Below are 21,877 nucleotides of genomic sequence, written 5' to 3' on the forward strand. Positions count from 1 at the left end.
GTGCCTTCCTCACTCGTCCTGGGCGCGGTCGCACACGCGGATGAACTCGGCGCGCATCGCCTCGACGTAGCGGTGAACGGAACCGCGGGCCAGTTCGGTGCCCGGGTAGGCGACCACCACCTGCGTTTTGCCATGCATGCGATTGACCCACATGCACACCGTTTCCGGTAGCCGATTGTCACCCCAGATGCCGGCCCGCAGATCGTTGTAGTCGTCACCGAACGGCAGCTTGCGAATGTCGATGTAGGACAGCATCGGAACGGGACGGTCGGGAACTTCGATTCCAGCCGATGAGCCGTCCGGCGTCTCGAGCAGGTGATAGAACGGCACCGCTCCGAGGGCGGCGTTGGTGTCGAATGACGCCTGTGCGGCCCGGACAACCGCTTCGAACGAGGCGCCCGCGGTGGGAATGGTCAACGGGACGAAACTGGCCAGCCAGCCGACGGTGACGGCTTGGGCGGGTTCGCGGCGGTTGTCGAACGGCGTGAGCCCGAAGTATGTTGCGGCGCCGGTCAATCGGTGCTCAGCCAGGGCCGCGCAGGCGAACACGCCGCCGCTGAAGCGCGCTCCCGCCGCTCGGCACGCCGCCTCGAAACGTCGGCCCTGATCGGCGTCGATGAGGTCGAACACGTCGATAGCGCCCGGTGTGTCCGGGGTGGCGTCGCCCAGTTCCAACGGAAACTGTGGCAGCGCACCGTCGTTGGCGGCGACGAAGTCGCGCCAGGACTGAATTTCGGGTGAGTCCTCAGCCAGGCCGGCGGTGTAGGCACGTTGCTTCGCGCTGTATTCGCGGTAACTGGCCGCGGGTACCAGGGTCGCCTCCCCGCTCTGCAGCGCGCTGAAATACAGCGTCTGGATGTCGAGGAAGATGACGCCGGCCGACATACCGTCGGCGCGCAGATGGTCGATGGCGATCAAGACGGTGAAGTGACCGTCGCCCTGGACCACCCCGAACGTGAAGCAATCCCATTGCATCGGATCCGGGGTGTTCAGCAACAGTTTTCGGATCTGCGGCGCCTCCATGCGACCAAGATCCTTGGGCGCCAGGGTGATCGCCTCCGGTTCGGCTATCACGTAGCGATGGATTTCGTCGTTGTCGCAGAAGGCAAATCGGTCGTGATAGGTGTCGTGGCGGCGCACGTGGCCATTGACCGCCTGCGTCATCGCGTCGATGTCGCAGGTGCCCCCAATCTCCCAGGCTCCGATGCACAACCGTGGGATATCGCGGCCCAGGCCGACTTGGCGCCGGTAGTACTGGAGATGCTGCGATTGCTGGTAACTCACCGGCGCGGGGTGGGGGCGCGCTCTGGCCGCGCGGGCATAGGTCGACGCGGTGGGGCACCAGGACACGACGGTGCCCTCGGCCGTCCAGTTGTCAACGGTGCCCAGGAACACGCGCACGCCCTTCATACCGACTCATACCGACAGTGAGCGATGCCACCCCCGCTCGATAACGTGACGACCCTAACGTGACTGTGCAATTCGTGCAGACCAACGCCGAGCCCGGTGAACACTTGCTGAACAACCCCGCGTCCGCTTGACGGATGGTCCAAATGCCCACTTGCAGGCGAAATCTCGGATCCGCAGGCCATGCGGGTCGACTCGACGGTGAGACGTACATCACTGGTAGGCAAAGCCTCGCTAAGCTCCGAGGATGACGACGGGGAGTAAGGCCCGGTCCCTGTGGCTGGTCATGGTGGCCTACCTGATCGCCCTCGCGGTGGCCGCCGGATGGCTGACGTGGGGCCCGCCCGCTGGTCAGCTCTGGCTGGACACGCTGATCGCCGATGTGCTGGCCACCTTGGTGGTCTTCGTCTTCAGTCGGGCATTTCGCAACTCAAGCTGCTACGACGCCTACTGGAGTGTGATTCCGCCGCTGCTGTAGTTCTACTGGTGGGCCCGGGTGACACTCCGAGTCGACCAATTGCGGTTCTGGCTAATAGCCGTCGTGGTCGTGCTGTGGGCGGTGCGGCTGACCGCAAATTGGTTTTATGCGTTTCCGGGCCTGCAACATGAAGACTGGCGTTACCCAATGTTCAAGCAGCGCGCGGGCCGCTGGGCGGTACTGGTCGACCTGATCGCCATCCACCTGATCCCGACGCTGCAGGTATTTTGGCCATGATCCCGGCATACGTCGCCGTGGTCCGGCCCGGCCCCGGGTGAGTGTGGCTAAGTTGGGCCGCCTTCGTCGTGGGTCTGGCCGCCGTGGCGCTCGAGTTGGTCGCCGATGTACAGATGCATCGATTCGTTGCGCGGCGGCGGCCCGGCGAAGCGATGGACCGGGGCCTATGGGGCTGGTCGCGGCACCCGAACTATTTCGGCGAGTTCAGCTTCTGGGTTGCCATCGCGTTGTTCGGCATTGCGGCAGCACCCGGCGATTGGTGGTGGCTGATCTTGGGGGCCGCCGCGATGCTGGCGATGCTGCTCGGCGCCAGCATCCCGATGATGGAGGAGCGCAGCCTGCAGCGCCGTCCGTCCTACCGGGACGTCGTCGATCGGGTCCCGCGCTTCGTGCCGCGTCCCCCACGAAAAGCCAAGGCGTAAAACGCGTTACACGACCGGTGCCGACGTGACGACGGAGTCGATCTGGAACGCGACACCGCGTCCGGCAGCGTCGTCGGCTTCGGGAATGCTCCATTGCACCTGGGCGGAACCGGACAGCTGGATGCTGGCGCCGGTGTCGAAGTCGACGAACAACAGGGCGGCCTCGTCGTCGACCATCAGGTTGCCCAGGCTGTTGAACATGTTGTTACCCGGGTAATCCGGCCACCACAACCGAGTGGGGGAGTCGACTCGCACGAATCCGGCCGCGCCTCCCCGGTGCGAGGCGTCGCTGCCCTGGCGCGGATGCGTGGTGCCCAGGAAGAACGTATCCGCGTTCGTGATCATCGTTTGGTCAACCGCACTCAAAGCCGTTGCATGGGTTGGTGTTCCGTGATTGGCGAGCGCCGGGACATTGACGTCGCGGCGATGGATGTACTGGGGGCAGTTCCCGTAGGCCTGCTCGACGCCGATCGCCATGCCGGTGTCGTCGCGCGCCAGCAGGGTGCCGTTGACGCGCACCCGGCGGCGGGTGGCGAAATCGACGGCGATCAACCCGACCTGTTGGCCGGCCGCAATTCGGTGCAGCGGATCGCCGGCGCGCGGCACCCGGGAAATTTGCACAACGTCGTCGGCGCCGCGTAAGAACCCCGGCGGCCCGGCTATCGGGGATATCCACAGGACCCCCGCGTAGTCGCGTCCGGTCAGCGCGGCGAAACGCTGGGTGGAAAGAAATTGCGTAGCGCCCGCGGAAATGCGGTTTGCGCGCAGCATATTCTCCAGCCGTTTTGCGGCGGCTTCGACACCGGCGCGGCGTTGCGCCGCGAGTTCACCTTCGTGAAAGCCCGTTACTGCCACGGACCCGATAACGCCGGGGGCGCGCCGAAACTTCCCGGCGCCGCTAGCGTGACGGCGCGGTCGGGACGGGGTCAGTGCCTGCGGGGCTTGTGACCGCTCACCGCGTCCGCGACGACCAGTCCCAACACGGCCGCCACACACAGGGGCACGTACAGCCTGAAGTTGGATGAGGCATGGTCGTACAGGGCGACGTAGGCAATGGTTCCGATCGCCACGATGGTGAGCAGGATGCCGCGGTTGATTTTTTCCGTGCTCATGCTTCGACCTAACTCTTTTCGGTCGGCATTATGCCGCGGATATCAGCATAAACCTCCCGGTCCGGTTTGCCACCGACCGATTTCACGGGTCCAGCAAATGGCGAGAAATGCACGGCGATTCCGCATCGAGTGCCGCGCTTATTACCACCAGGATTCGGCGAAAGTGGGCTGCTCTACGCTATCGGCATGGCACCGACGCCGCGCCCGCGCCGATCCGCTCTTTATCTGCCCGGCAACAAAGATCGAGCACTGGAGAAGGGGAAGTCGTTACCGGCCGACGTGCTGATTTTCGACCTCGAGGACGCCGTCGGACCGGACGCGAAGGACGAGTCCAGAGTCAGGGTGTGTGCTGCGGTCTCCTCGGGCAGCTACCGTCCTCGCGAGGTGGTGGTGCGCATTAACGGCGCCGGGACCGACTGGCATGACGATGATCTGACCGCCGTGGCCACTTCGGGCGCCGACGCTGTGCTTGTGCCGAAGGTCGAGACGGGTCCCGGGGTCGAGGCGCTGGCGAACGCGCTCGAGCGGCTCGGTGCGCCGCGCTCGATGCAGCTGTGGGCGATGATCGAGACACCGCGGGCCATTTTGCGCGCCGAGGAGATCGCCGCGGCCAGCGAACGGCTGACCGTGTTGGTAGTTGGCACCAACGATCTGGTCAACGACCTGCACGGGCTGCATGTGCCGGGACGTGCGCCGGTTGTGCCGGCGCTGTCGTTGGCGGTGTTGGGCGCCCGAGCGGCCGGCAAGTCCATCTTGGACGGTGTCTACAACGCGATCGACGACGAAACGGGGTTCCGAGCCGAGGCTGCACAGGGTCGCGAAATGGGTTTCGACGGCAAGACCCTGATCCATCCCTCGCAGGTCGGCCCGGCCAACGAACTGTTCGGCCCCTCGGAGAAGGAGGTGGCCGACGCCCGTCGAATCGTGTCGGCCTACCAGGAGGCGCGGGCGGCGGGGACCAGCGTCATCACCGTGGACGGTCGCATGATCGAAAGCCTGCACGTGCGCGACGCGCAGCGGATCCTGGCCTTGGCCGACCTCATTTCACAACTGGATTCCCGATGAGTGCCCGGCCGAGTCCGTTCCGGACCGATCTTCTGCAGGACAAGGTGGCTCTGGTTACCGGTGGGGCGACGGGCCTGGGCTTGGAGGTCGCCCGGGTCCTGGGCAATCACGGCGCTCGCGTGGCGATCTGCAGCCGCAAGGAGCCCAATCTGCAGGCCGCGGTAAAAACCCTGCGGCACGAGGGGATTGAAGCGATTTACGGCAGCTGCGATGTCCGGCGCCCCGAAGAGGTCACCGCCGTCGTCGAGCAGGTGTTGGCCACCTTCGGGCGACTCGACGTGGTGGTCAACAACGCCGCCGGAAATTTTCCGGTGCCGATCAGTGAACTCAGCCCCAACGGATTCAAAGCGGTCGTCGACATCGACCTGGTCGGCACGTTCAACGTATCCAAAGCGGCCTACGAGCTTTGGCTGCGCGATCACGGTGGTGCCGTGGTGAACATCAGTGCGGCGATCCAATACCGCGGTATGGCGTTGCAAGCGCATGTCGTTTCGGCCAAGGCCGGCGTCGACGCGTTGAGCCGCGCTTGTGCGATCGAATGGGGCCCCAGCGGAGTCCGCGTCAATGTGGTCGCCCCCGGAGCGATGTCGGGCACCGAGGGGGTCCGGCGAATCGCCGGCGACGGCCAGCACCGTGCGATCCAAAATCCGCTGCGGCGTCCCGGCTCCACCACCGAGATTGCCGAAGCGGTGCTGTACTTGGCCAGCGACGCCGCTTCCTACGTGACGGGCGCGGTGCTGGTGGTCGACGGCGGGGGTTGGCTCACCGCCAGCGGTGTGCCTGACCTGCCCGGATATCGCTGAGCTACGGAAACGCAACCGTCGTATCACAATCTGGGCTCGGACTGTGCCAGCGGATTAGGTGTTTTGCCCCGGTTCGCATTATTCTTGCGCGCGGCTCATTGTCGACTCAGGAAAAGCAGATGCTTATTCAGTCCACTCTGCGACGGGTGCAGTCGCCGCGCAGCTCTTCTCGTGTGACCTTTCCCAAGGTCGGTCAGTGTTTCGACGTCGAAATCACCCGCGAGACCGACGGGTGGCTCATCCGTATTCCGGAGATCGCCGCCATGGCCCGCGCCAGCCGCCGTGCCACGGTCGACCAGGTGGCCCGCGAATGCATCGCGGCCCGCACCGGAATCCCGATGGGCTACATCATCGTCTATGTGACGAAAGAGACCTGCTAGCACCGCGATTCGCCGCTTCGGCGACCACGCCGACCGCGACTCACATGGTCACGGTCAGCGGCCACACCTTCCAGATGTCGTCGCAGTATTCGGCGATCGCGCGATCCGACGAGAACTTGCCGCTGCGCGCGGTGTTGAGGATCGACATCTTCGTCCAGGACTCCCCGTCCTGCCATGCCGCGCTCACTCGCGCCTGGCAGTCGACATAGGACGCGTAGTCGGCGCACACCAGGAAGGGGTCGTCGTAGCGCAGGTTGTCTACCAGCGGCCGAAACACCTCGGTGTCGCCGTGCGAGAACGTCCCGCCGGCAATCAGATCCAGCACCGCGCGCAGCTCGTCGTTGCCGTCGATGTAGTCCGCGGGGCGGTAACCGCCGGCCTTCAACGCTTCGACCTCGTCGACGGTCAGCCCGAACAAGAAGAAGTTTTCCGCGCCGGCCTCCTCGCGGATCTCGACGTTGGCCCCGTCGAGTGTGCCGACCGTCAGGGCGCCGTTGATCATGAACTTCATGTTGCCGGTGCCCGAGGCCTCTTTGCCGGCCGTGGAGATCTGCTCGGAGACGTTCGCGGCGGGATAGATCAGATGTGCGTTCTGCACGTTGAAGTTCGGGATGAACGCGACCTTGAGCGACTTGTTGACTTCCGGGTCGTTGTTGATCGTTTCGGCGACGGCGTTGATCAACTTGATGATCCGCTTGGCCAGAAAGTAGCCGGGGGCTGCTTTGCCCCCGAAGATGAACGCCCGCGGGGGAATCGAGAGCTCCGGGTTCTGCTTGAGCCGGTAGTACAACGCGATGATGTGCAGCACGTTGAGGTGCTGACGCTTGTACTCGTGGATGCGCTTGACTTGAATGTCGAAGATCCATTGCGGGTTCAGCTCGACACCTGTTGCCTGGCGGACGAACGCGGCCAGCCGCGCCTTGTTGTTGCGCTTGATGTCTCGCCACTGCTCCCGGAAGGACGAATCGTCGATGAACGGCTCCAGGCCGCGCAGCTTGCCCAGGTCCGTCAGCCAGCCGTCCCCGATGGTGCGGTCCAGCAGCTCGCGTAGGCCCGGGTTGGACAGCGCCAGGAACCGTCGCGGCGTCACGCCGTTTGTCTTGTTGCTGAACCGCTCCGGCCACATCTCGTAAAAGTCCTTGAGCACACTGTCTTTCAGCAGCTCAGTGTGCAACGCGGCGACGCCGTTGATGGCGTGGCTGCCCACGGTGGCCAGGTGCGCCATCCGGACGTTCTTGCCGTTGTCCTCGCCGATCAGCGACATCCGGCGGACCCGGTCGGCGTCGCCGAGAAAGCGGGTCCGGACCTCGTTGAGGAACCGCCGGTTGATCTCGTAGATGATCTCGAGGTGGCGCGGCAGGGACTGGCCGAACATCTCCAGCGGCCAGGTCTCGAGGGCTTCCGGCAGCAGGGTGTGGTTGGTGTAGGCGAAGGTCGCGACGGTGATCTCCCACGCCTCCTCCCATTCGAGGAGCCGCTCGTCGACCAGTAGTCGCATCAGCTCGGCGACTCCGATCGAGGGGTGAGTGTCGTTGAGCTGCAACGCGAATCGCTGGGGAAGCTCCCGGACGGACACGTCGGCGAGATCGTCCATGATGTGCAGGACGTGCTGCAACGAACAGGACACGAAGAAGTGCTGCTGCAGCAGGCGCAGCCGCTTGCCGGCCTCCGGTTCGTCGTTGGGGTAGAGCACCTTGGTGACCGTCTCCGAGGTGACTTCGTCCTCGACCGCCTTGTAGTAGTCGCCGGTGTTGAAGGCGTCCAGCGCAAACGACTTGACGGCTCGCGCGCTCCACAGGGTCAGGACGTTGCAGGTGTTGACGCCGTAGCCCTGGATGGGCGTGTCATACGCGACGCCCTTGAGCAGCAGTCCGGGTACCCACCGGGACCGCTCGCGCCCGGTGTCGTCGGTGTAACGCTCGACGTAACCGCCCCACTTGACCAAATAGTTGACGTCGGGTTTGGCGATTTCCCAAGGGTTTCCACGGTCCAGCCAGTTGTCGGTCTGCTCTACCTGCCAGCCGTCGTGGATCTCCTGGTCGAAAATGCCGAACTCGTAACGGATGCCATACCCGATCGCCGGGCGCTCCAAGGTGGCCAGCGAGTCCAGATAGCACGCGGCCAGCCGACCCAGACCGCCATTGCCCAGACCCGGCTCCTCCTCGCACGCCAGCACCTCGTCGTAGTTCTGACCCATTGCCGCCAGCGCGGCTCGGGCCGCGCGTTCCAAGCCCAGATTCAGCAGGTTGTTGCCCAGCTGGGGGCCCATCAGAAACTCCGCCGACAGGTAGCAGGTCACCTTGCGGCCGAGGTCGAGGGAGGTCTGTGTCGAGGCCACCCGTCGGTCCTGCATGCGGTCACGCACGGCCAGCGCGAGGGCCCGGTAGTAGTGCTCGGGCCGCAGCGCGGCCGCCGGGCGGCCGATCGAGTAGCGCAAGTGATCGGCGATCGCCCGCTGCAACGCGGCGGCCTGCATACCGGTGCGGGTGGGTTCGACCAGGTCGACCCGCACGCTGGCGGCCGCTCCGTCCGACGGGTTCTGAGATTGATAGAGATCGGTCATATGAGTCCTAGTCCCTAGACGTGGTGGCAGTATCGCATCGATCCGCCCGGCTCGGCGTGGTTCGCAGTGTGGCACCGGTGGTTGCCCAACAAGCACGCATTTGACGACCGGCGCGTGAACGTAATCTCACGGTCTGGCCCAGCGTCCCTAGTCGAAGACGACCACGGCGCGTCCCACCACGTCACCGCGGCCCAGCGCCTCGAGATGGTCGTTGATGTCGTCAAAATCGACCGGAACGATGTGGTGCTTGATCAATCCCTGGCCGGCGAGGGCGAGGACTTCGGTCAGATCGTTGTGATTGCCCCAAAACGATCCGGAGAACGACTTCTCGCCGCTGACGAAGGGGAAGACGGGAACTTGGGCGTGCTGCCCGATCAGGCCGACACAGGTCAATGCGCCTTCCCTCGACAGAATCGAAAACCCAAGTTCCAGTGATTCTTTGGCGCCCGCGCAGTCCAACACCGCGTCGACATCCCGTCGGCCGGTCAGGTTCTGCAGCCCGCTTTGCACCTGTTCGGCGGTCTTGCCTCGGGTGTTGACGGTGTGGTGGGCACCGTTTTCCCGGGCGACAGCGAGCTTGTCGTCGCTGCGGGCGAAGGCCACGACCGTCGCTCCGCCGGCAAGCAGCCTGGCGTACTGCACCCCGTAACCGCCGAGACAGCCGATGCCGTTGACGACGACCGTGCGGCCGGCGCCGAGTTTCCCGGTTGCCTGCAGCTTCTTCATGCCTCGGTAAGGGGTCAGGCCGGCGTCGGTCAGGGGGGGCCTGCGTTTGGGGAGTGTGGCCGGCCTGCTCCGGGACGGGGATGACATGCCGATAGTGGACGGGCATGTACTCGGCAAACCCGCCGGGTGGCCCGAACCCTGCGAGCTGACCGTCCGCGCACAGCTGCTCGTTGCCTTCGCGGCATTGCCGGCATCGCCCGTCACCCCAGTTGGGGTTGACGACGACCGGCGTTCCCTCGGCCAGCCCGGACGATGCCGGCACCTCGGCGCCAACCGCGTGCACGCGTCCCGCCACCTCATGACCCGGCGTGATGGGGAACGAGAGCGGAAAGCCTGCCTCGAAGTAGCCGTCGATCAGCTGAAAATCACTGCGGCACATGCCCGCTGCGGCAACCTTGAGCAAGACTTCTTCGCGACCGAAGCGGGGTACCTCGATCTCCTCGAGGCGTAGGGGTTGGTGGTATCCGTGCATCCGGGCCGCCCGCATCTTCACGAAGATCCCCTCTCGGCGCGCTGGTATCAGACCGCGGCCGGCGCGATTGAGACATGTTGCGAGCCAGCAGCTTTGCTGCTGACAATGCCAGCAAATCCGCGCACTGGCAACTTCTAGTTTGCGACGCGGCGTGCCTAGCCGGTCACCGTCATCTGGTCGTCTCCGCTGTCCCAGGAACGGATGAAGACGTCGATCGGGACCTGCTCGTCGCGGCCCTGCTCGCTGCCGCTGTCGTTGAGGTGCACGCCGGCCGCGGTGTCGACGCCGGTCAGCACCACCGCATGATTGGCCTGCGGATCGCCGTTGGAATCTTCGTCTTCGACGGGTTCACCCCAGATGATTTCGGCGTTGACAGCGGCAATTACTTTGCGGCCCAAGGCCAGATCCTGCTCCATCGCCGTCATACCGGTGGGCAGCCGCGTCTTGGCGACACTGTCTCTGTCGGTGGTCACGGCGTGGATTCCATAGAGCCCAAGCAGCGTCGGTTCGTCGTCGAAGGACGTGCCCGCACCGGTGTGGTGTTTCCGGGGCTTGGTATAGATCGGACCAGGGTGAACGCTGCTGGGTGTCGACTGGGCCAGCGCGACTATCTCGTGTTCCGTGGGCTGGCGGCCGGTCAGTTCACCGACCACGTCGGCGACGGCCATCTCGACGCAGTCGTCGTCGTAGCGCTGGTACCGCCAGAACGGCGCCGCCGCGGCGGGGTCGCCGTAGCGCATGCCGCTCGGCTGGTCGGGAGCACCGGGTGAGCCCTGCGCGGTGCCGGTCGTGAGCGCCAGCGCGGCCACGCCGGTCAGGACGGCAATGACGGGCCTGCGGGGCGCGGTCGCAATCCGGATCATCCACCAAGGTTCGGTCACCGACCTCCACGAATTCTTGGAGCGCTGCTGTGGTCCCGGCATACGCGCACCGACTGGGGCGGCGCCTGCTCGCCTGAACGGACGGCATCGTCAATGCGCGGTCAATGCGCGCCGGACAGATTCAACGTGACCACCCCGGCGATGATCAGCCCGACCCCAACGACCTTGGCCGCGGAAATCGGGGAGCCCAGAAAGACCACCGCGATCAACACGATGACGGCAGTGCCGATCGCCGACCATAACGCGTAGGCGACATCGGTCTGCATGCCGCGTTGGATCGACCACGCCAGCAGTGCGAATGACGTGCCGTAGCCGGCCAGGCAGAACAAGGTCGGCGCCAGGCGGGTGAATCCTTCGGTGCTCTTGAGCAGGCTGGTCGACACCACTTCGGTGAAGATCGCGCCGAGCAGAAGCAGATACGTCAACGCGCCTCCTTGCGTGGTTGTGCATGAATCTGTCTACACCACCCGGTCGCGGCGCGGCCGTAACGTTAGTCGGATGACGACGAATCTCGATGATCGCCTGGGCCGCCTGACGCCCGCCGTGCTGAGCCTGTTCCGGTTGGTATACGGATTCTTGTTCGCGGCGTCCGGCTCGATGAACCTGTTCGCCTGGCCGGTGCATCCCGGCATGCCCGTTGTGGTGGGTGGTTGGCCCGGCTGGTATGCGGGGCTCATCGAATTCGTCGCGGGACTACTCATTGCGGCCGGATTGTTCACTCGCGCAGCGTCATTCGTAGCCTCAGGTGAAATGGCCGTCGCCTACTTCTGGATGCATCAACCGCACGCGTTATGGCCGGTCGGCGCGCCACCCGCCGGCAACGGGGGCCTTCCCGCGATCCTGTTCTGCTTCGGTTTCTTCCTGTTGGTGTTCGCCGGCCCGGGCAGCTACTCGGTCGACGCCTGGCGCCGGCGGTGAATCAGTCGCCCCAGCGGCCCTGCGCCGCCCCCAATTCCAGCAGCGTGATGCCATCGGCAGTGCGCTCGCGCAGCACTTGGTAGGGGAACGTGTACGGCGGCGCCGCCTCGGGGCTGCGTTGGGCATGAACGGCAATCGCGTCCAGCAGCGTGCGCGCCATGGACAACCGGGGGTAGCGGTCGTGGATCGCAGCGGCGGTCCCGTCGTCGATGAACTCCGCGTCGCGGCCGAAATCGACGCCCACGCCGCTGCGGACCAGGTGGCACAGCGCGCCGCGCCGGTCGGCAATGCCCATCGAGGTGTGCAGGGCGATGGCCTCCCACACCCCGTCGACCAGTGCGCGATCGCAGCCGTGCTCGGTCAGCAGGGCGGCGGCCAGGTCCGCGCCCTCGACCTCGAATCGTTGTTTGCCGGGAGCCGCGGAGCCGGCGCCCAGGTCATGCAGCACGCAGCCGAGGAACAGGGCGTCCGGGTCATAGTCGGATCGTGCGAGCATCCCCTCGTGCTCCGCGACCAACTCGGCGAACAGGTAACTGCGCACGCTGTGATTGAAGATCGACGGCGACTCGGTCGACTGCGCCAACCGGATCGCGGCCCGGGCGATCAAGGTGTCGGGGAGAACTGAAATTGCCTGCATGCCGACCACGCTAGGGTGGGCCCCCGCCGTGTTGTGAGTGTCTAAAACGACTCGCTCCCCACGATTTGGGCCAAGCCGGCGGGGTGGATCAAGACCGCGGATATCGACCTGTTCACCGAAGCCGCGTACTGCTGTGCACGGGCGGTCCGAACACCATGACCGGGCGCATCGCGCACCCCCAATCCGTCCTCGCCGAGGCAGGCTGGCTCCAGCCAGCCGCCCGATGGTCGAAGTCGCCGGCGAATCTCGGTTGGCGGACGAGCCGGTCGTCGGTCCGCTCGCCGAAATCGAGCGGTGATCGACTGCGATTCCCGGCCATACCAACGCAAATCGGTTGCGGCGTGCGGGGGCGATGGTGAACTAGTCAGCCGCACCGAATGAAGATGTTCTGGCAGTACATGCCGACACCGTCCCAGTTTTTCTCCACCGGCCGCCCCCGGTTGGCCGGATTGGTGAATATCGACGGGCCTTCCACTTTCAGCCATTCGTTGAGGGAGGGGGGCACCATCGGGGTGCCGGGGTCGTCGTCGGGCTGCGCATGCGCCACGCCGGTGCCGAGGAGCACGACGCCGAACGCCCCGGCCGCTGCCGCGCGAGTGTAGGAACGAGATTTCATCGCCGCCCCTCTCTCCGTCGTATGTCCGCGATTCTAGCGGCGCGGCGGCCGCGTGGGGCAACGCCAGCGTGCCGAATGCACATCGCATAACAGTTACGAACACACAACGACTTCACCCGGCGACCCACCGAGTCCGGCGGGTTGCCCGTCGCGGCCCATAGGTTGATGTCTGTGAGGGGGATCACCCTGATAGCACGTCGCGGTGCGGCACTGGCCGTGTGCGCCGTCGTGTCGGTGACGGCCGCCGGCCCGGCGGGCGGTGAGCCGGACGCCGAGCCCGCCGGCGCCACCGCGCCCGCCACCGATGGGCGGGTGCCCTCCAACCCGCCTACCATCATCGACACGCCCGACGGCTGGCGATTGGGACTGGGCGCCAAGGACGAGTCGCACGTTCCGATTGCGCCGTTGACCACCGCCCTTTCGTCGCGCGAATACCTATCCAGCGGAACATTCGTCGGCTCGCTGACCGGACCGGAGCCGGCGCAAGGTCTGCTCGAGGTGGGGTTCGAAATCGGCTGCGGCATCGACATGAGCACCTCCAACGGCGTCGAGCTCGGTGGCGCGGCCGGCATCGGCCCAACACTCGGAACGACGGCACTGTTGCCCGGCGTGGCGACGGGGCTGGTGCCCCTGGTTTCGGCACCGGTGGAAGGCACCATCAACATCGGGCTCAAACCCGGCTTCGTGGTTGTGGTGCCGGTCAACAAAAAGCAGTTCAGGGGCTCCAACCCGTGGGTGATGATCAGTAAGTTCCACGTCAAGATCGACGGTTGCGTGGGCCAGTCGTTCATTCGCTCCTACGCGACCCTGACCCGGGTGACCGATCTGTCCGACGTGGTGCTGTCCTACGTCGGTGTGACGACCGCGGTTTAGCCGCGGGGGGTGCCGGCTGGCCCGGTGGGTCCGTCCCGCTCAGGAGCTCAGGTCGAGGGCCGCGCCGATCAAGGCGAGGTGGCTCAGTCCTTGGGGCAGGTTGCCCAGGAAGGCGTGATCGTCGGCGCCGATCATCTCGGGCAAGACGCCGACGTCGTTGGTCAGTTCGACGAGCTCGGTCATCAGCTGCTTGGCCTCGTCGCGCCTGCCGACATGATGCAAGGCGGACACGACCCAGAACGAGCATGCGACGAAAGCGCCCTCTCGTTCCTCCTCCTGGGCCCCGCTGAAGCGGAAAAGCAATGGCCCACAGCCCAATTCCCGACGCAGCGCGTCGATGGTGGCGGACATGCGGGGGCCGCGGTCGAACCCGCTCCCGGCGTGCAGCAGGATCGAGGCGTCGAGCTTGCCGCTGCCCGGGTACCACTCATAACTACCCAGCTGGTCGGACCAGCAGTGCCGCTGCACCCAGTCCCGGATCCGGTCGGCCTCGCCGGCCCACCGGCCTGGATCGCCGGGGATCTGGCCGAGCTCCGCGAGGTACACGGCGCATCGCAACGCTTGCCAGCAGCCGAGTTTGGACGTGGTGTAGTGCTCGGTGCGCCGCAGTTCCCACATGCCGGCATCCTGATGCCGCCATGCATCGCAGGCCCGGTCGGCGAAACCGGCAAGCAGGTGGCCGGTTTCGGTGTCCAGCACGTGGCCGCTGTCGACGTAGAGCCGAACCGTGTCGAAGAGATCGGCGAAGATGCTGAGCTGTAATTGTCCGTCGGCGCCATTGCCGGTGACAACCGGGCCGATGCCGCGCCAGCCGGCCACCTCGTAGTGGGAGACCGGGGGTGGGGACGAACCGTCGAGGCAGTAGAACACCCCCACCTCCGGACCGTGCCGGCGGACGGTGCGCAGCAGCCAGCTCACCGCGGCGTGCGTCTCTTCACGAATCCCGAACCGGCGCAACGCACTTAGCGTGTACGCGGTGTCGCGCACCCAAGCGTAGCGATAGTCCCAGTTCTTGCCGCCCGATATCCGTTCGGGCAACGAGGTCGTCGCGGCCGCGGCGATCGCGCCCGTCGGGCTGAAGATGAGCAGCTTAAGCAGAAGCGCGCTGCGGCGCACCGCCTCGCCCCAGGCGTCCGGGCACGCGAATTGGTTTGACCAGTTTTCCCAGAACGCGATGGTCGTGTCCAGGCCGTCGTCGATGTCGTCGGCCCGCGACAACATCAGCGGCTCGGCCTCGGCAGCCACGACACCGATCAGCTGGCGGGCGCCGGGCGCGGTGGTGAACGTCCCGGACGCCGCTTGGTCGGTCCAGTCCACGCTCACCTCATCGGACACGCAGACACCAAGGTTCAGCGTCCCGGCCCGCAGTACCGGACCATGCGGTGTGTGGCGCGCCCACGGCGACGTGGAATTGAAGCACGTACCGGGCGCAACCCGCCAGCGCATCGGCACCGCCCCGTCGATGCCTTCCACCCGGCGGGCCAACTCCGTCCAGGGCAACCGGCCGCCGAAGCCGATGTTCAGTGCATCGGTGACGCGGACCCGCCCCGAATCGGTGACGAAAGTTGTTTGGAGCACGTTCGTTCTCGGCAGGTACCGCCGTTCGGTGTGAAACGGCACCGTCGGCATCAGTTCGAGCCGTCCACCGTTGCGCCGGTCGACCAGCGCCGCGAACACCGGAAGCGAGTCCAGGTTCGGGATCGGCAACCAGTCGATGGCACCGTCTTGGGCCACCAACGCCACCGTCCGGCCATCACCTATCGGAGCGTAACCGCGCAAGTCGGTGAAACCGTCTGTCCGGCAGAAAGATTCGCAAGGCTCTGAAACGTCGGGGTCGAGTTCTGGTGCCGGACACACGAGCCGACGGGTTCCCGCGACCGGTGGCGAATAAACGGCGCATAATGTCGCGCGCAGTGGGTAGCCCGTCGCCATGACCAAGATTGGATACTTCCTGTCCTGCGAGCAGTACGGGCCCAAGGAACTAGTGGACCAAGCCAAGCGAGCGGAGGCCGCCGGTTTCGATGCATTGTGGATCTCCGATCACTTTCACCCCTGGAACGACGAGCAGGGCCAAAGCCCGTTCGTGTGGGGGGTCATCGGCGCATTGTCGGAGGTGACCTCACTGCCGGTCAGCACGGCCGTGACCTGCCCGACAACCCGGATTCATCCCGCGGTCATCGCGCAGGCGTCGGCCACTGCCGCCGTGCAACTCGGGGGCCGCTTCGTGTTGGGCGTGGGCAGTGGCGAAGCGCTGAACGAACACGTGCTCGGGGATCCGTGGCCGTCGGTCGGCGTGCGCCAGGAAATGTTGGAAGAGGCGGTCGAGGTCATCCGGCTGCTGCACCGCGGCGACGAGGTGAGCCACCATGGCAAGTACTACGAAGTGCAGGAGGCGCGCATCTACACCCGACCCGAGCGACCGGTGCCCATCTATGTGTCCGGGTTCGGCCCGCAGGGCGCCGCACTGGCGGGGCGCATTGGCGACGGCTATGTCCTGGTGACACCGGAGCCCGAGTTGGTGCAGGCCTTCCGAAAGGGCGGTGGAGGCGACAAGCCGGTGCAGGCGGGCATGAAGGTCAGCTGGGACGCCGACGCCGATGTCGCGCTGAAGTCGGCGCGGCGGTTGTGGGCCAACGATGGCCTGCCCGGGCAAACCGCGCAGATCTTGCCCCGGCCCAAGGACTTTGCCGCACTGATGTCTTTGGTGACCGCGGACCAGGTCGCGGACGCCATCACTTGCGGGCCGAACCCCGACACCCACGTTGCGCAGGTGCGCAAGTATCTCGACGCCGGCGTCGACGAGTTGTACGTGCAGCAGGTCGGCCCGGACAAAGAGGGGTTCTTTGCTGCCTACGCACGCGACGTGCTGCCCGCGTTGCGGGACTGACGTCTGCCGCCCGGCTGGCCGGGCTGATGGCCCGGCATTCGGCCGTGCAGTTGCCGTGCACCGACGGCGGCTCCTGCGCGGCGCAGCGTGGCCGCCGGGCTCTCGCCATACCGGGCCGTATGCGCCGCGGCGAACCGGCCGGGGTTGGTGTATCCCCAGCGCCGGGCGATTGACGCTACGGTTTCGACCGACGGATCGGATTCGAGCAGTTCATGGTGCGCGCGCCGCAGTCGCACCTGGCGCAGGTAGGTCATCGGCGACATGCCCATATGACGTGAGAAGCTTTGCTGCAGCGCACGCGAGCTGACGTGACATTCGGCCGCCAGGCCGGCCAGCGTCAGCGGAAGTTGTGGCTCGGACTCAATCATGTCGACCGCGGGCCGGATACATTGCGGCGCAACGATTTTCGTCTGTTCCTTCAGCGCTCCCCGGTGCGGATGCTCGGCGGCAAGCAGCAACGCCCGCAGCAAGCTGTCGATGAACGGCGCCGCCACCAGCGGTTGCACCAGGGTGCTGTCGGGCCGGAAAAGCTCCTGGGCGAACACGGTGAACATGTGCAGCCAACTGCGGGCGGGACCGCAGCTGGTCACCATCGATGGTGTGAACTCGATTTGCGTGCTCAAGGGACGACCGAGCGCTTCGCCGAGCGCTTCTTCGAGAGAATTTCTGGCGACGCGTAATGCAAGCAATCGAGAACACGCTTGCCAGCGGGGAACGGTGAGTTCGCCCTCGGGCAAACAAATGGTGGCGACCCCGGGGCCATGGGTAATGGCAGCGCCACGATGGACCAGCTGCATTTGTCCGGACGCCAGCACGTTGACTTGGTAAAACGGCCGGTCGTGCGTGCTGCCGAGGCAGGTGTCGACGCCCAGTGTCAGGTCGAAAACGGTGATCGGTCCGACGGTACCGACCCGGTGGGTGAGCGACATCGGCTTGCGACTGTCGAGGGGTTCGACCGGTTTTAGGCAAGGGGAGAATTCGGCGAGTTGATTCGCTGTGTCGGTGGACTGGAATTCTGCAGTCATCGACGACTGGCATAGGTCACGCATTTCGAACTCCACTTCTCGCGCTTCTGGTCCGCTGGCCGGACTATTCGGGCATTCGCGGCGGAGGCAGGTGCGGATCGCCAGGTGTGTTGGACGTCACATTAAGCGCAGGTAAAGCTGGAATATCGGTCCGCGTTGCAGACACCGAAGTGTGCATCCGTAGCAAAGTGTCTCAAACGCTGCGCGATCTGTACTGGGCCGAGGTGTTCTTTCTGTGGCGTCCGTACTGTCGCTGTGAAAGCGTTATCCGACAACAGATTTCGATGAGTGATCGGAGTAACATGACGACGACGCCGATGGACTGCGCCGCGGTGCACCAAGAACTTTTGGCGAATGCGGTGCGATTGCAACCGCTGCTTCGTGAGAGCGTGTTGTCCGGTGAGGCCATGCGCAGGCTGCCGGACGAGACGATCGAGGCGTTGACCGACGCCGGGTTCTTCCGGCTGTTCAAGCCGCAGCGCTTCGGCGGTCTGGACATCGGGCAGCGGACCATGCTGGAGCTCACCGAGGCGATCGGCACGGCGAACGCATCGGCGGCGTGGTTGGTGGGCATCGCGGCCGGCGGCACGACAGTGGCTCGGCACGGATCGGAGCGGGCGCAAGCCGAAGTCTTCAGCTCACCGGATTCCCGGATCGCGGGCGGGCTGGCCCCCGGCACGGCAAGTCGGGTCGACGGCGGGCTGGTGATCAACGGCACCTGGTCCTACGCCTCCGGCGCCCCACATGCGGATTGGGCGTCCATCCACGCCGTGGTGACCGGTCCGGGCGCAGGCGGCAAAGAGTCCTACCTGTGCTTGGTGCCGGCGGCCGAGGTGCGACTGCGCGACACCTGGCACACCGTCGGTATGCGCGGCACCGCGAGCCAAACGTTCTTGGCCGATCAGGTTTTCGTTCCCGACCACCGCACCATCCCGTTTTGCAGATTGCTGGACGCTTCGGCGGCGGGGAGCGAGCCCGACGCTGGGCCACCGTTGGGGACGGTGGCTCCCCTGCTGCTGATCGGCCCCTTGCTCGGTACCGGCCGGGCCGCGGCGGACCTGGTGATCGAGCAAGCCGAGACAAAGCCATTGAGCAACACATTCTTCGCCCGGCAGAGCAGTTCCGCCGGCGTGCAGATCCAGATCGCCGAGGCGGAACTCAAGCTGCGGAGCGCCCGGCTGCACGCCTTCGAAATCGCCGACGCGTTGGACGCCGGCGAGATCGGCCACGGTGAGGCGGGCTACGCGCAGCGTGCCCGAGCGCGAGCCCAGTGTGGCTACGCCGCGCAACAAATCCTGGAAGCCATTCACATACTGGTCAACGTCCACGGCGCGGGTAGCTTTGCCGATTCCGATGCGATGCAGCAACATTGGCGGGATGCAAATATCGCGGCGCGACACGCCGGACTGAATTCCTATGTCGGCTATGAAATTTATGGCAAGTCGCTAGTGGGCGTGGCCGAACGGATCTCACCGCTGATCTGACCAGGGGTGGGTGTGTCGAGACAAGCCAGCGTGAGCGAACCATCTTTGGGAGGAATCATGAAGTTCGCCAGTCCTTTTCCTGACGTGGTCATCCCGGACACGAGTCTGTACGACTTCGTGTTCGGCAACCTCGACGAGGCCGACCGGGAGCGCGTCGCGCTGGTGGAACTCACCACCGAGACCGAGGTGAATTACGGCACGCTGGTGGAGCGCATCGACTCGGTCGCCGCGGCGTTGGCGCAGCGGGGTATCGGAGTCGGCGACGTGGTAGGGCTGCTGTCGCCCAACAGTGCGGCGTCGGTGATCGCGTTGCACGGCATCCTGCGGGCGGGGGCGACGGCGACGCCGATCAATGCGCTGTCCACGGTCAACGAGATCGCCGGTCAGTTGCGGCATTCGGCCGCGCGGCTGTTGATCACGGCGGGACAGTTGTGGGACCGGGCCGTGGCAGCGGCATCGATGGCGGGCCTGTCCGTCGACGAAGTGCTGCTGGTCGACGATAAAGCCTTGATGATCCCCGCGGCCGGCCCGGACGTCGACTTCGATCCCGCGACGCATCTGGCGGTACTGCCGTACAGCTCGGGAACCACGGGAAAACCCAAGGGCGTCATGCTGACCCATCGCAACCTGGTCGCGAACATAGCCCAACTGCACCCAGTGTCAGGGCTCGATTCCGAAGAGACACTGATGGCGGTGATTCCCTTCTTCCACATTTACGGTTTGACCGCGCTGTTGTGTGCGGCGCTGCAGGCGCGGGCGCGGCTGATCGTCATGCCGAGGTTCGACCTGGGCGCGTTCCTGGCCGCCATCGAGAAGTACCGCTGCACACAGGCCTTCATCGTGCCGCCCCTGGCCGTGGCGCTGGCCAAAGACTCGATGGTCGAATCGTTCGATCTGTCTTCCCTGCGGGTCTTGACCTCGGCGGCGGCGCCGCTGGACGAAGAACTGGCCAATGCGGTGATGGAACGACTCGATTGCCAGATCGTGCAGGCCTACGGGATGACCGAGTTGAGCCCCGCCAGCCACGTAACCCCGCACGAGGGCCGGCATCCGGAGGGCTTGGTCGCTCCGGTGAGCTCCTGCGGGTGGACGTTGCCGAATGCGGAGAGCAAGATTCTCGACGTCGAAACCGGGGCCGAAATACCGCTTCCCACCTCGGGCTTGAGTCAGCCGGGGGAGTTATGCGTCCGGGGGCCAAACGTGATGGCGGGCTACCTGAGAGACGATGCAGCGACCGCGGAGATTATGGACGGCGACGGTTTCCTGCACACCGGCGACTTGGCGCGCGTCGACGCGCACGGTTGCGTCTACATCGTCGACCGGCTCAAGGAGCTGATCAAGTACAAGGGATACCAGGTGGCGCCCGCGGAGCTCGAAGCACTGTTGCTGACCCATCCCGACATCGCGGACGTCGCGGTGGTCGGGGTGGTCAATAACCGTTCGGGCGAAGAGATTCCGAAGGCGTTCGTGGTGAGACAGCGCGGCGCGGCCCTGTCGAAAGGTGACGTGATCGACTTCGTTGCCCGAAAGGTCGCGCCTTACAAGAAAATTCGGCAGGTCGAGTTCGTCGATGAGATCCCGAAGTCGGCGACCGGCAAGATTCTGCGTCGGGAGCTGCGCGCACATTGAGGCACCCGACGCCGCCGGATCAGTCGAAGTCGGTGCCGCTGGTCACCTCTTCCCACTTCGCGATTTCGCTGGCGCGGGCGTCGGCGGTGTAACGGTACAGGGCCAGCGCATCGGGGCCCAGGAGCAGGAATGCGGGTGGTTCGCTGGCTTCGACCGCCGCGACGATCGCGGCGGCGGCCTTGGCGGGGTCACCGGCCTGATTGCCGTGCATGGTGTCGTTCTCCTTGCGGCGCTGCCCCGCGGTGCCCGCGTAGTCGTCGATGGGAACGGCGGACTGACGCAGCGAGCGTCCGGCGAAGTCGGTGCGAAAGGCACCCGGCTCGACGATCGTCACCGAAATGCCAAGGGGGGCCAGCTCGCTGCGCAACGCACCGCTCATGCCTTCCAGCGCCGCCTTGGCGGCCGAGTAGTAGCCCGACCCCGCCGGCGTCACCTGGGCTCCGATCGACGAAATGTTGACGATGGCGCCGCGGCGGCGTTCCCGCATGCCCGGCAGAACCGCCTTGATCATGGCGACGGCTCCGAAGAAGTGCGTCTCGAACAGGGTGCGGACCTCGGCGTCGTCCCCCTCTTCGACCGCCGCGCGGTACCCGTAGCCGGCGTTGTTCACCAGCACGTCGACGGCGCCGAACCGATCGAGGGCCTGCCGGGTCGCCGAACCGATCTGATCGGGTTGGGTGACGTCCAGCGTGACGGGCAGCACCCGATCCGGTGCGAGGTCCGCGAGATCCGCAACGTTGGTGATGTCGCGTGCGGTGACGACGGCGTTATGGCCGGCACCGATCACGGCCTCGGCCAGCGCGCGTCCGAGACCGGTGGAGCAGCCGGTGATGAACCAGGTGGGCATGGTGTCCTCGATTCGTCGTGGCGCACGCAGCGCCGCCAGGGTGCCGCCCAATCGGCCGGGGCGCGCCCGACGATCTGCGCATCCGGCTCGCCCACCACACTGTAATCCTTGTCCGCGTACTCGGATTGAGCCAGGACAGAGCGCATCGCATTGATCCGCGCTCGCTTTTTGTCGTTGCTACGCACCACCACACGAGGTGCCTGCTGGATGAATTCGGCGTATCGCGCGGGGCGCCCGCCGGTTCGCTTGCCGTGGTTCTGCAACTTCAGCGGTTCGATCGGCAGGCGCCGCTTCAAGTCCTCGTACTGCGGCCGCGGCATCCGCCGGTCGTAGGGGTAGCCCTCCCACCAGGTCTGGACATGATTGCCGTCCCGGTCGAGCAGGAGATCGCGTCGTCGTCCTCGTCGTTGACGAT

Annotated in this window: 21 protein-coding genes and 2 pseudogenes; 9 read left to right on the top strand and 14 right to left on the bottom strand. The window is 65.7% G+C overall.

Annotated elements, in window-relative coordinates; translation table 11 throughout:
- Positions 1 to 9 precede the first annotated feature (9 nt).
- Positions 10 to 1,395 (bottom strand): condensation domain-containing protein, encoded by a 1,386-nt coding sequence (locus tag AWC25_RS13440; RefSeq protein WP_085166948.1) that lies wholly within the window; start codon positions 1,393 to 1,395, stop codon positions 10 to 12.
- 259 nt (positions 1,396 to 1,654) lie between these two features.
- Here AWC25_RS13440 and AWC25_RS13445 point away from each other — a divergent pair.
- Positions 1,655 to 2,544 (top strand): annotated as a pseudogene (locus AWC25_RS13445) (DUF1295 domain-containing protein).
- 6 nt (positions 2,545 to 2,550) lie between these two features.
- Here AWC25_RS13445 and AWC25_RS13450 read toward each other — a convergent pair.
- Together AWC25_RS13450 and AWC25_RS13455 are read right to left on the bottom strand one after the other, a co-directional pair.
- Positions 2,551 to 3,399 carry a PNPOx family protein gene (locus AWC25_RS13450; protein ID WP_069399699.1) on the bottom strand — a complete coding sequence of 283 codons (849 nt, stop codon included), beginning with the start codon at positions 3,397 to 3,399 and terminating at the stop codon, positions 2,551 to 2,553.
- A gap of 71 nt (positions 3,400 to 3,470) precedes the next feature.
- The gene (locus AWC25_RS13455) at positions 3,471 to 3,656 is read right to left on the bottom strand and encodes a hypothetical protein (RefSeq protein ID WP_069399700.1); all 186 of its coding nucleotides are present in this window, start codon (positions 3,654 to 3,656) and stop codon (positions 3,471 to 3,473) included.
- A gap of 186 nt (positions 3,657 to 3,842) precedes the next feature.
- On the opposite strand from AWC25_RS13455, the gene AWC25_RS13460 reads away from it, so the two are divergent.
- The 3 genes from AWC25_RS13460 (at position 3,843) to AWC25_RS13470 (ending at position 5,904) form a co-directional block, all read left to right on the top strand.
- A complete protein-coding gene (locus AWC25_RS13460; RefSeq protein ID WP_069399701.1) occupies positions 3,843 to 4,721 on the top strand; it encodes an HpcH/HpaI aldolase/citrate lyase family protein in 879 nt (292 codons plus the stop codon).
- Positions 4,718 to 5,524, top strand: coding sequence for an SDR family oxidoreductase (locus AWC25_RS13465; protein WP_069399702.1), 807 nt, complete (start codon positions 4,718 to 4,720; stop codon positions 5,522 to 5,524). The genes AWC25_RS13460 and AWC25_RS13465 overlap by 4 nt, the downstream gene beginning before the upstream one ends.
- Positions 5,525 to 5,697: 173 nt before the next feature.
- On the top strand, positions 5,698 to 5,904 hold the full coding sequence (locus tag AWC25_RS13470; RefSeq protein ID WP_069399703.1) for a long chain fatty acid-CoA synthetase Faa4p: 207 nt from the start codon (positions 5,698 to 5,700) through the stop codon (positions 5,902 to 5,904).
- Positions 5,905 to 5,944: 40 nt separating this feature from the next.
- On the opposite strand, the gene AWC25_RS13475 is transcribed toward AWC25_RS13470, so the two are convergent.
- The 5 genes and pseudogenes from AWC25_RS13475 to AWC25_RS13490 form a co-directional block, all read right to left on the bottom strand.
- Complete coding sequence (locus tag AWC25_RS13475) at positions 5,945 to 8,380, bottom strand: glycogen/starch/alpha-glucan phosphorylase (protein ID WP_069399766.1); 2,436 nt, start codon at positions 8,378 to 8,380, stop codon at positions 5,945 to 5,947.
- 234 nt (positions 8,381 to 8,614) lie between these two features.
- Positions 8,615 to 9,193, bottom strand: coding sequence for a zinc-binding dehydrogenase (locus AWC25_RS27390; protein ID WP_244899512.1), 579 nt, complete (start codon positions 9,191 to 9,193; stop codon positions 8,615 to 8,617).
- A 127-nt stretch (positions 9,194 to 9,320) separates the two neighbouring features.
- Positions 9,321 to 9,680 (bottom strand): annotated as a pseudogene (locus AWC25_RS27395) (alcohol dehydrogenase catalytic domain-containing protein); the annotation flags it as partial.
- A 140-nt stretch (positions 9,681 to 9,820) separates the two neighbouring features.
- Positions 9,821 to 10,528, bottom strand: a complete 708-nt coding sequence (locus AWC25_RS13485; protein WP_085166935.1) for a cysteine peptidase family C39 domain-containing protein — start codon at positions 10,526 to 10,528, stop codon at positions 9,821 to 9,823.
- 119 nt (positions 10,529 to 10,647) lie between these two features.
- Positions 10,648 to 10,971: a DMT family transporter gene (locus tag AWC25_RS13490; protein WP_069399705.1), complete on the bottom strand. Its 324-nt coding sequence runs from the start codon at positions 10,969 to 10,971 to the stop codon at positions 10,648 to 10,650.
- Between the two features lie 73 nt (positions 10,972 to 11,044).
- Between AWC25_RS13490 and AWC25_RS13495 the strand changes: the two genes are divergently transcribed.
- Positions 11,045 to 11,464: a DoxX family protein gene (locus AWC25_RS13495; RefSeq protein ID WP_069399706.1), complete on the top strand. Its 420-nt coding sequence runs from the start codon at positions 11,045 to 11,047 to the stop codon at positions 11,462 to 11,464.
- A 1-nt stretch (position 11,465) separates the two neighbouring features.
- On the opposite strand, the gene AWC25_RS13500 is transcribed toward AWC25_RS13495, so the two are convergent.
- Positions 11,466 to 12,101 carry an HD domain-containing protein gene (locus AWC25_RS13500; RefSeq protein ID WP_069399707.1) on the bottom strand — a complete coding sequence of 212 codons (636 nt, stop codon included), beginning with the start codon at positions 12,099 to 12,101 and terminating at the stop codon, positions 11,466 to 11,468.
- 364 nt (positions 12,102 to 12,465) lie between these two features.
- Positions 12,466 to 12,717: a hypothetical protein gene (locus AWC25_RS13505; RefSeq protein ID WP_085166936.1), complete on the bottom strand. Its 252-nt coding sequence runs from the start codon at positions 12,715 to 12,717 to the stop codon at positions 12,466 to 12,468.
- 165 nt (positions 12,718 to 12,882) lie between these two features.
- On the opposite strand from AWC25_RS13505, the gene AWC25_RS13510 reads away from it, so the two are divergent.
- Complete coding sequence (locus tag AWC25_RS13510; protein WP_085166937.1) at positions 12,883 to 13,590, top strand: MspA family porin; 708 nt, start codon at positions 12,883 to 12,885, stop codon at positions 13,588 to 13,590.
- A 39-nt stretch (positions 13,591 to 13,629) separates the two neighbouring features.
- On the opposite strand, the gene AWC25_RS13515 is transcribed toward AWC25_RS13510, so the two are convergent.
- On the bottom strand, positions 13,630 to 15,447 hold the full coding sequence (locus AWC25_RS13515) for a glycoside hydrolase family 15 protein (RefSeq protein WP_264033755.1): 1,818 nt from the start codon (positions 15,445 to 15,447) through the stop codon (positions 13,630 to 13,632).
- A 73-nt stretch (positions 15,448 to 15,520) separates the two neighbouring features.
- Between AWC25_RS13515 and AWC25_RS13520 the strand changes: the two genes are divergently transcribed.
- Complete coding sequence (locus AWC25_RS13520) at positions 15,521 to 16,477, top strand: LLM class F420-dependent oxidoreductase (RefSeq protein ID WP_085166939.1); 957 nt, start codon at positions 15,521 to 15,523, stop codon at positions 16,475 to 16,477.
- On the opposite strand, the gene AWC25_RS13525 is transcribed toward AWC25_RS13520, so the two are convergent.
- Positions 16,441 to 17,502, bottom strand: a complete 1,062-nt coding sequence (locus AWC25_RS13525; protein WP_069399711.1) for a helix-turn-helix transcriptional regulator — start codon at positions 17,500 to 17,502, stop codon at positions 16,441 to 16,443. The genes AWC25_RS13520 and AWC25_RS13525 overlap by 37 nt on opposite strands.
- Positions 17,503 to 17,786: 284 nt before the next feature.
- On the opposite strand from AWC25_RS13525, the gene AWC25_RS13530 reads away from it, so the two are divergent.
- A complete protein-coding gene (locus AWC25_RS13530; protein ID WP_142278827.1) occupies positions 17,787 to 18,986 on the top strand; it encodes an acyl-CoA dehydrogenase family protein in 1,200 nt (399 codons plus the stop codon).
- A gap of 57 nt (positions 18,987 to 19,043) precedes the next feature.
- Positions 19,044 to 20,615: an AMP-binding protein gene (locus tag AWC25_RS13535; protein WP_085166941.1), complete on the top strand. Its 1,572-nt coding sequence runs from the start codon at positions 19,044 to 19,046 to the stop codon at positions 20,613 to 20,615.
- Between the two features lie 19 nt (positions 20,616 to 20,634).
- On the opposite strand, the gene AWC25_RS13540 is transcribed toward AWC25_RS13535, so the two are convergent.
- Positions 20,635 to 21,462 (bottom strand): oxidoreductase, encoded by an 828-nt coding sequence (locus tag AWC25_RS13540; RefSeq protein ID WP_069399769.1) that lies wholly within the window; start codon positions 21,460 to 21,462, stop codon positions 20,635 to 20,637.
- Positions 21,399 to 21,782 carry a hypothetical protein gene (locus AWC25_RS13545; protein ID WP_308204723.1) on the bottom strand — a complete coding sequence of 128 codons (384 nt, stop codon included), beginning with the start codon at positions 21,780 to 21,782 and terminating at the stop codon, positions 21,399 to 21,401. Before AWC25_RS13545 ends, AWC25_RS13540 begins: the two co-directional genes overlap by 64 nt.
- Positions 21,783 to 21,877 lie beyond the last annotated feature (95 nt).

The sequence above is a fragment of the Mycobacterium sherrisii genome (genome assembly GCF_002102355.1).
Taxonomy (GTDB): Bacteria; Actinomycetota; Actinomycetes; order Mycobacteriales; family Mycobacteriaceae; genus Mycobacterium; species Mycobacterium sherrisii.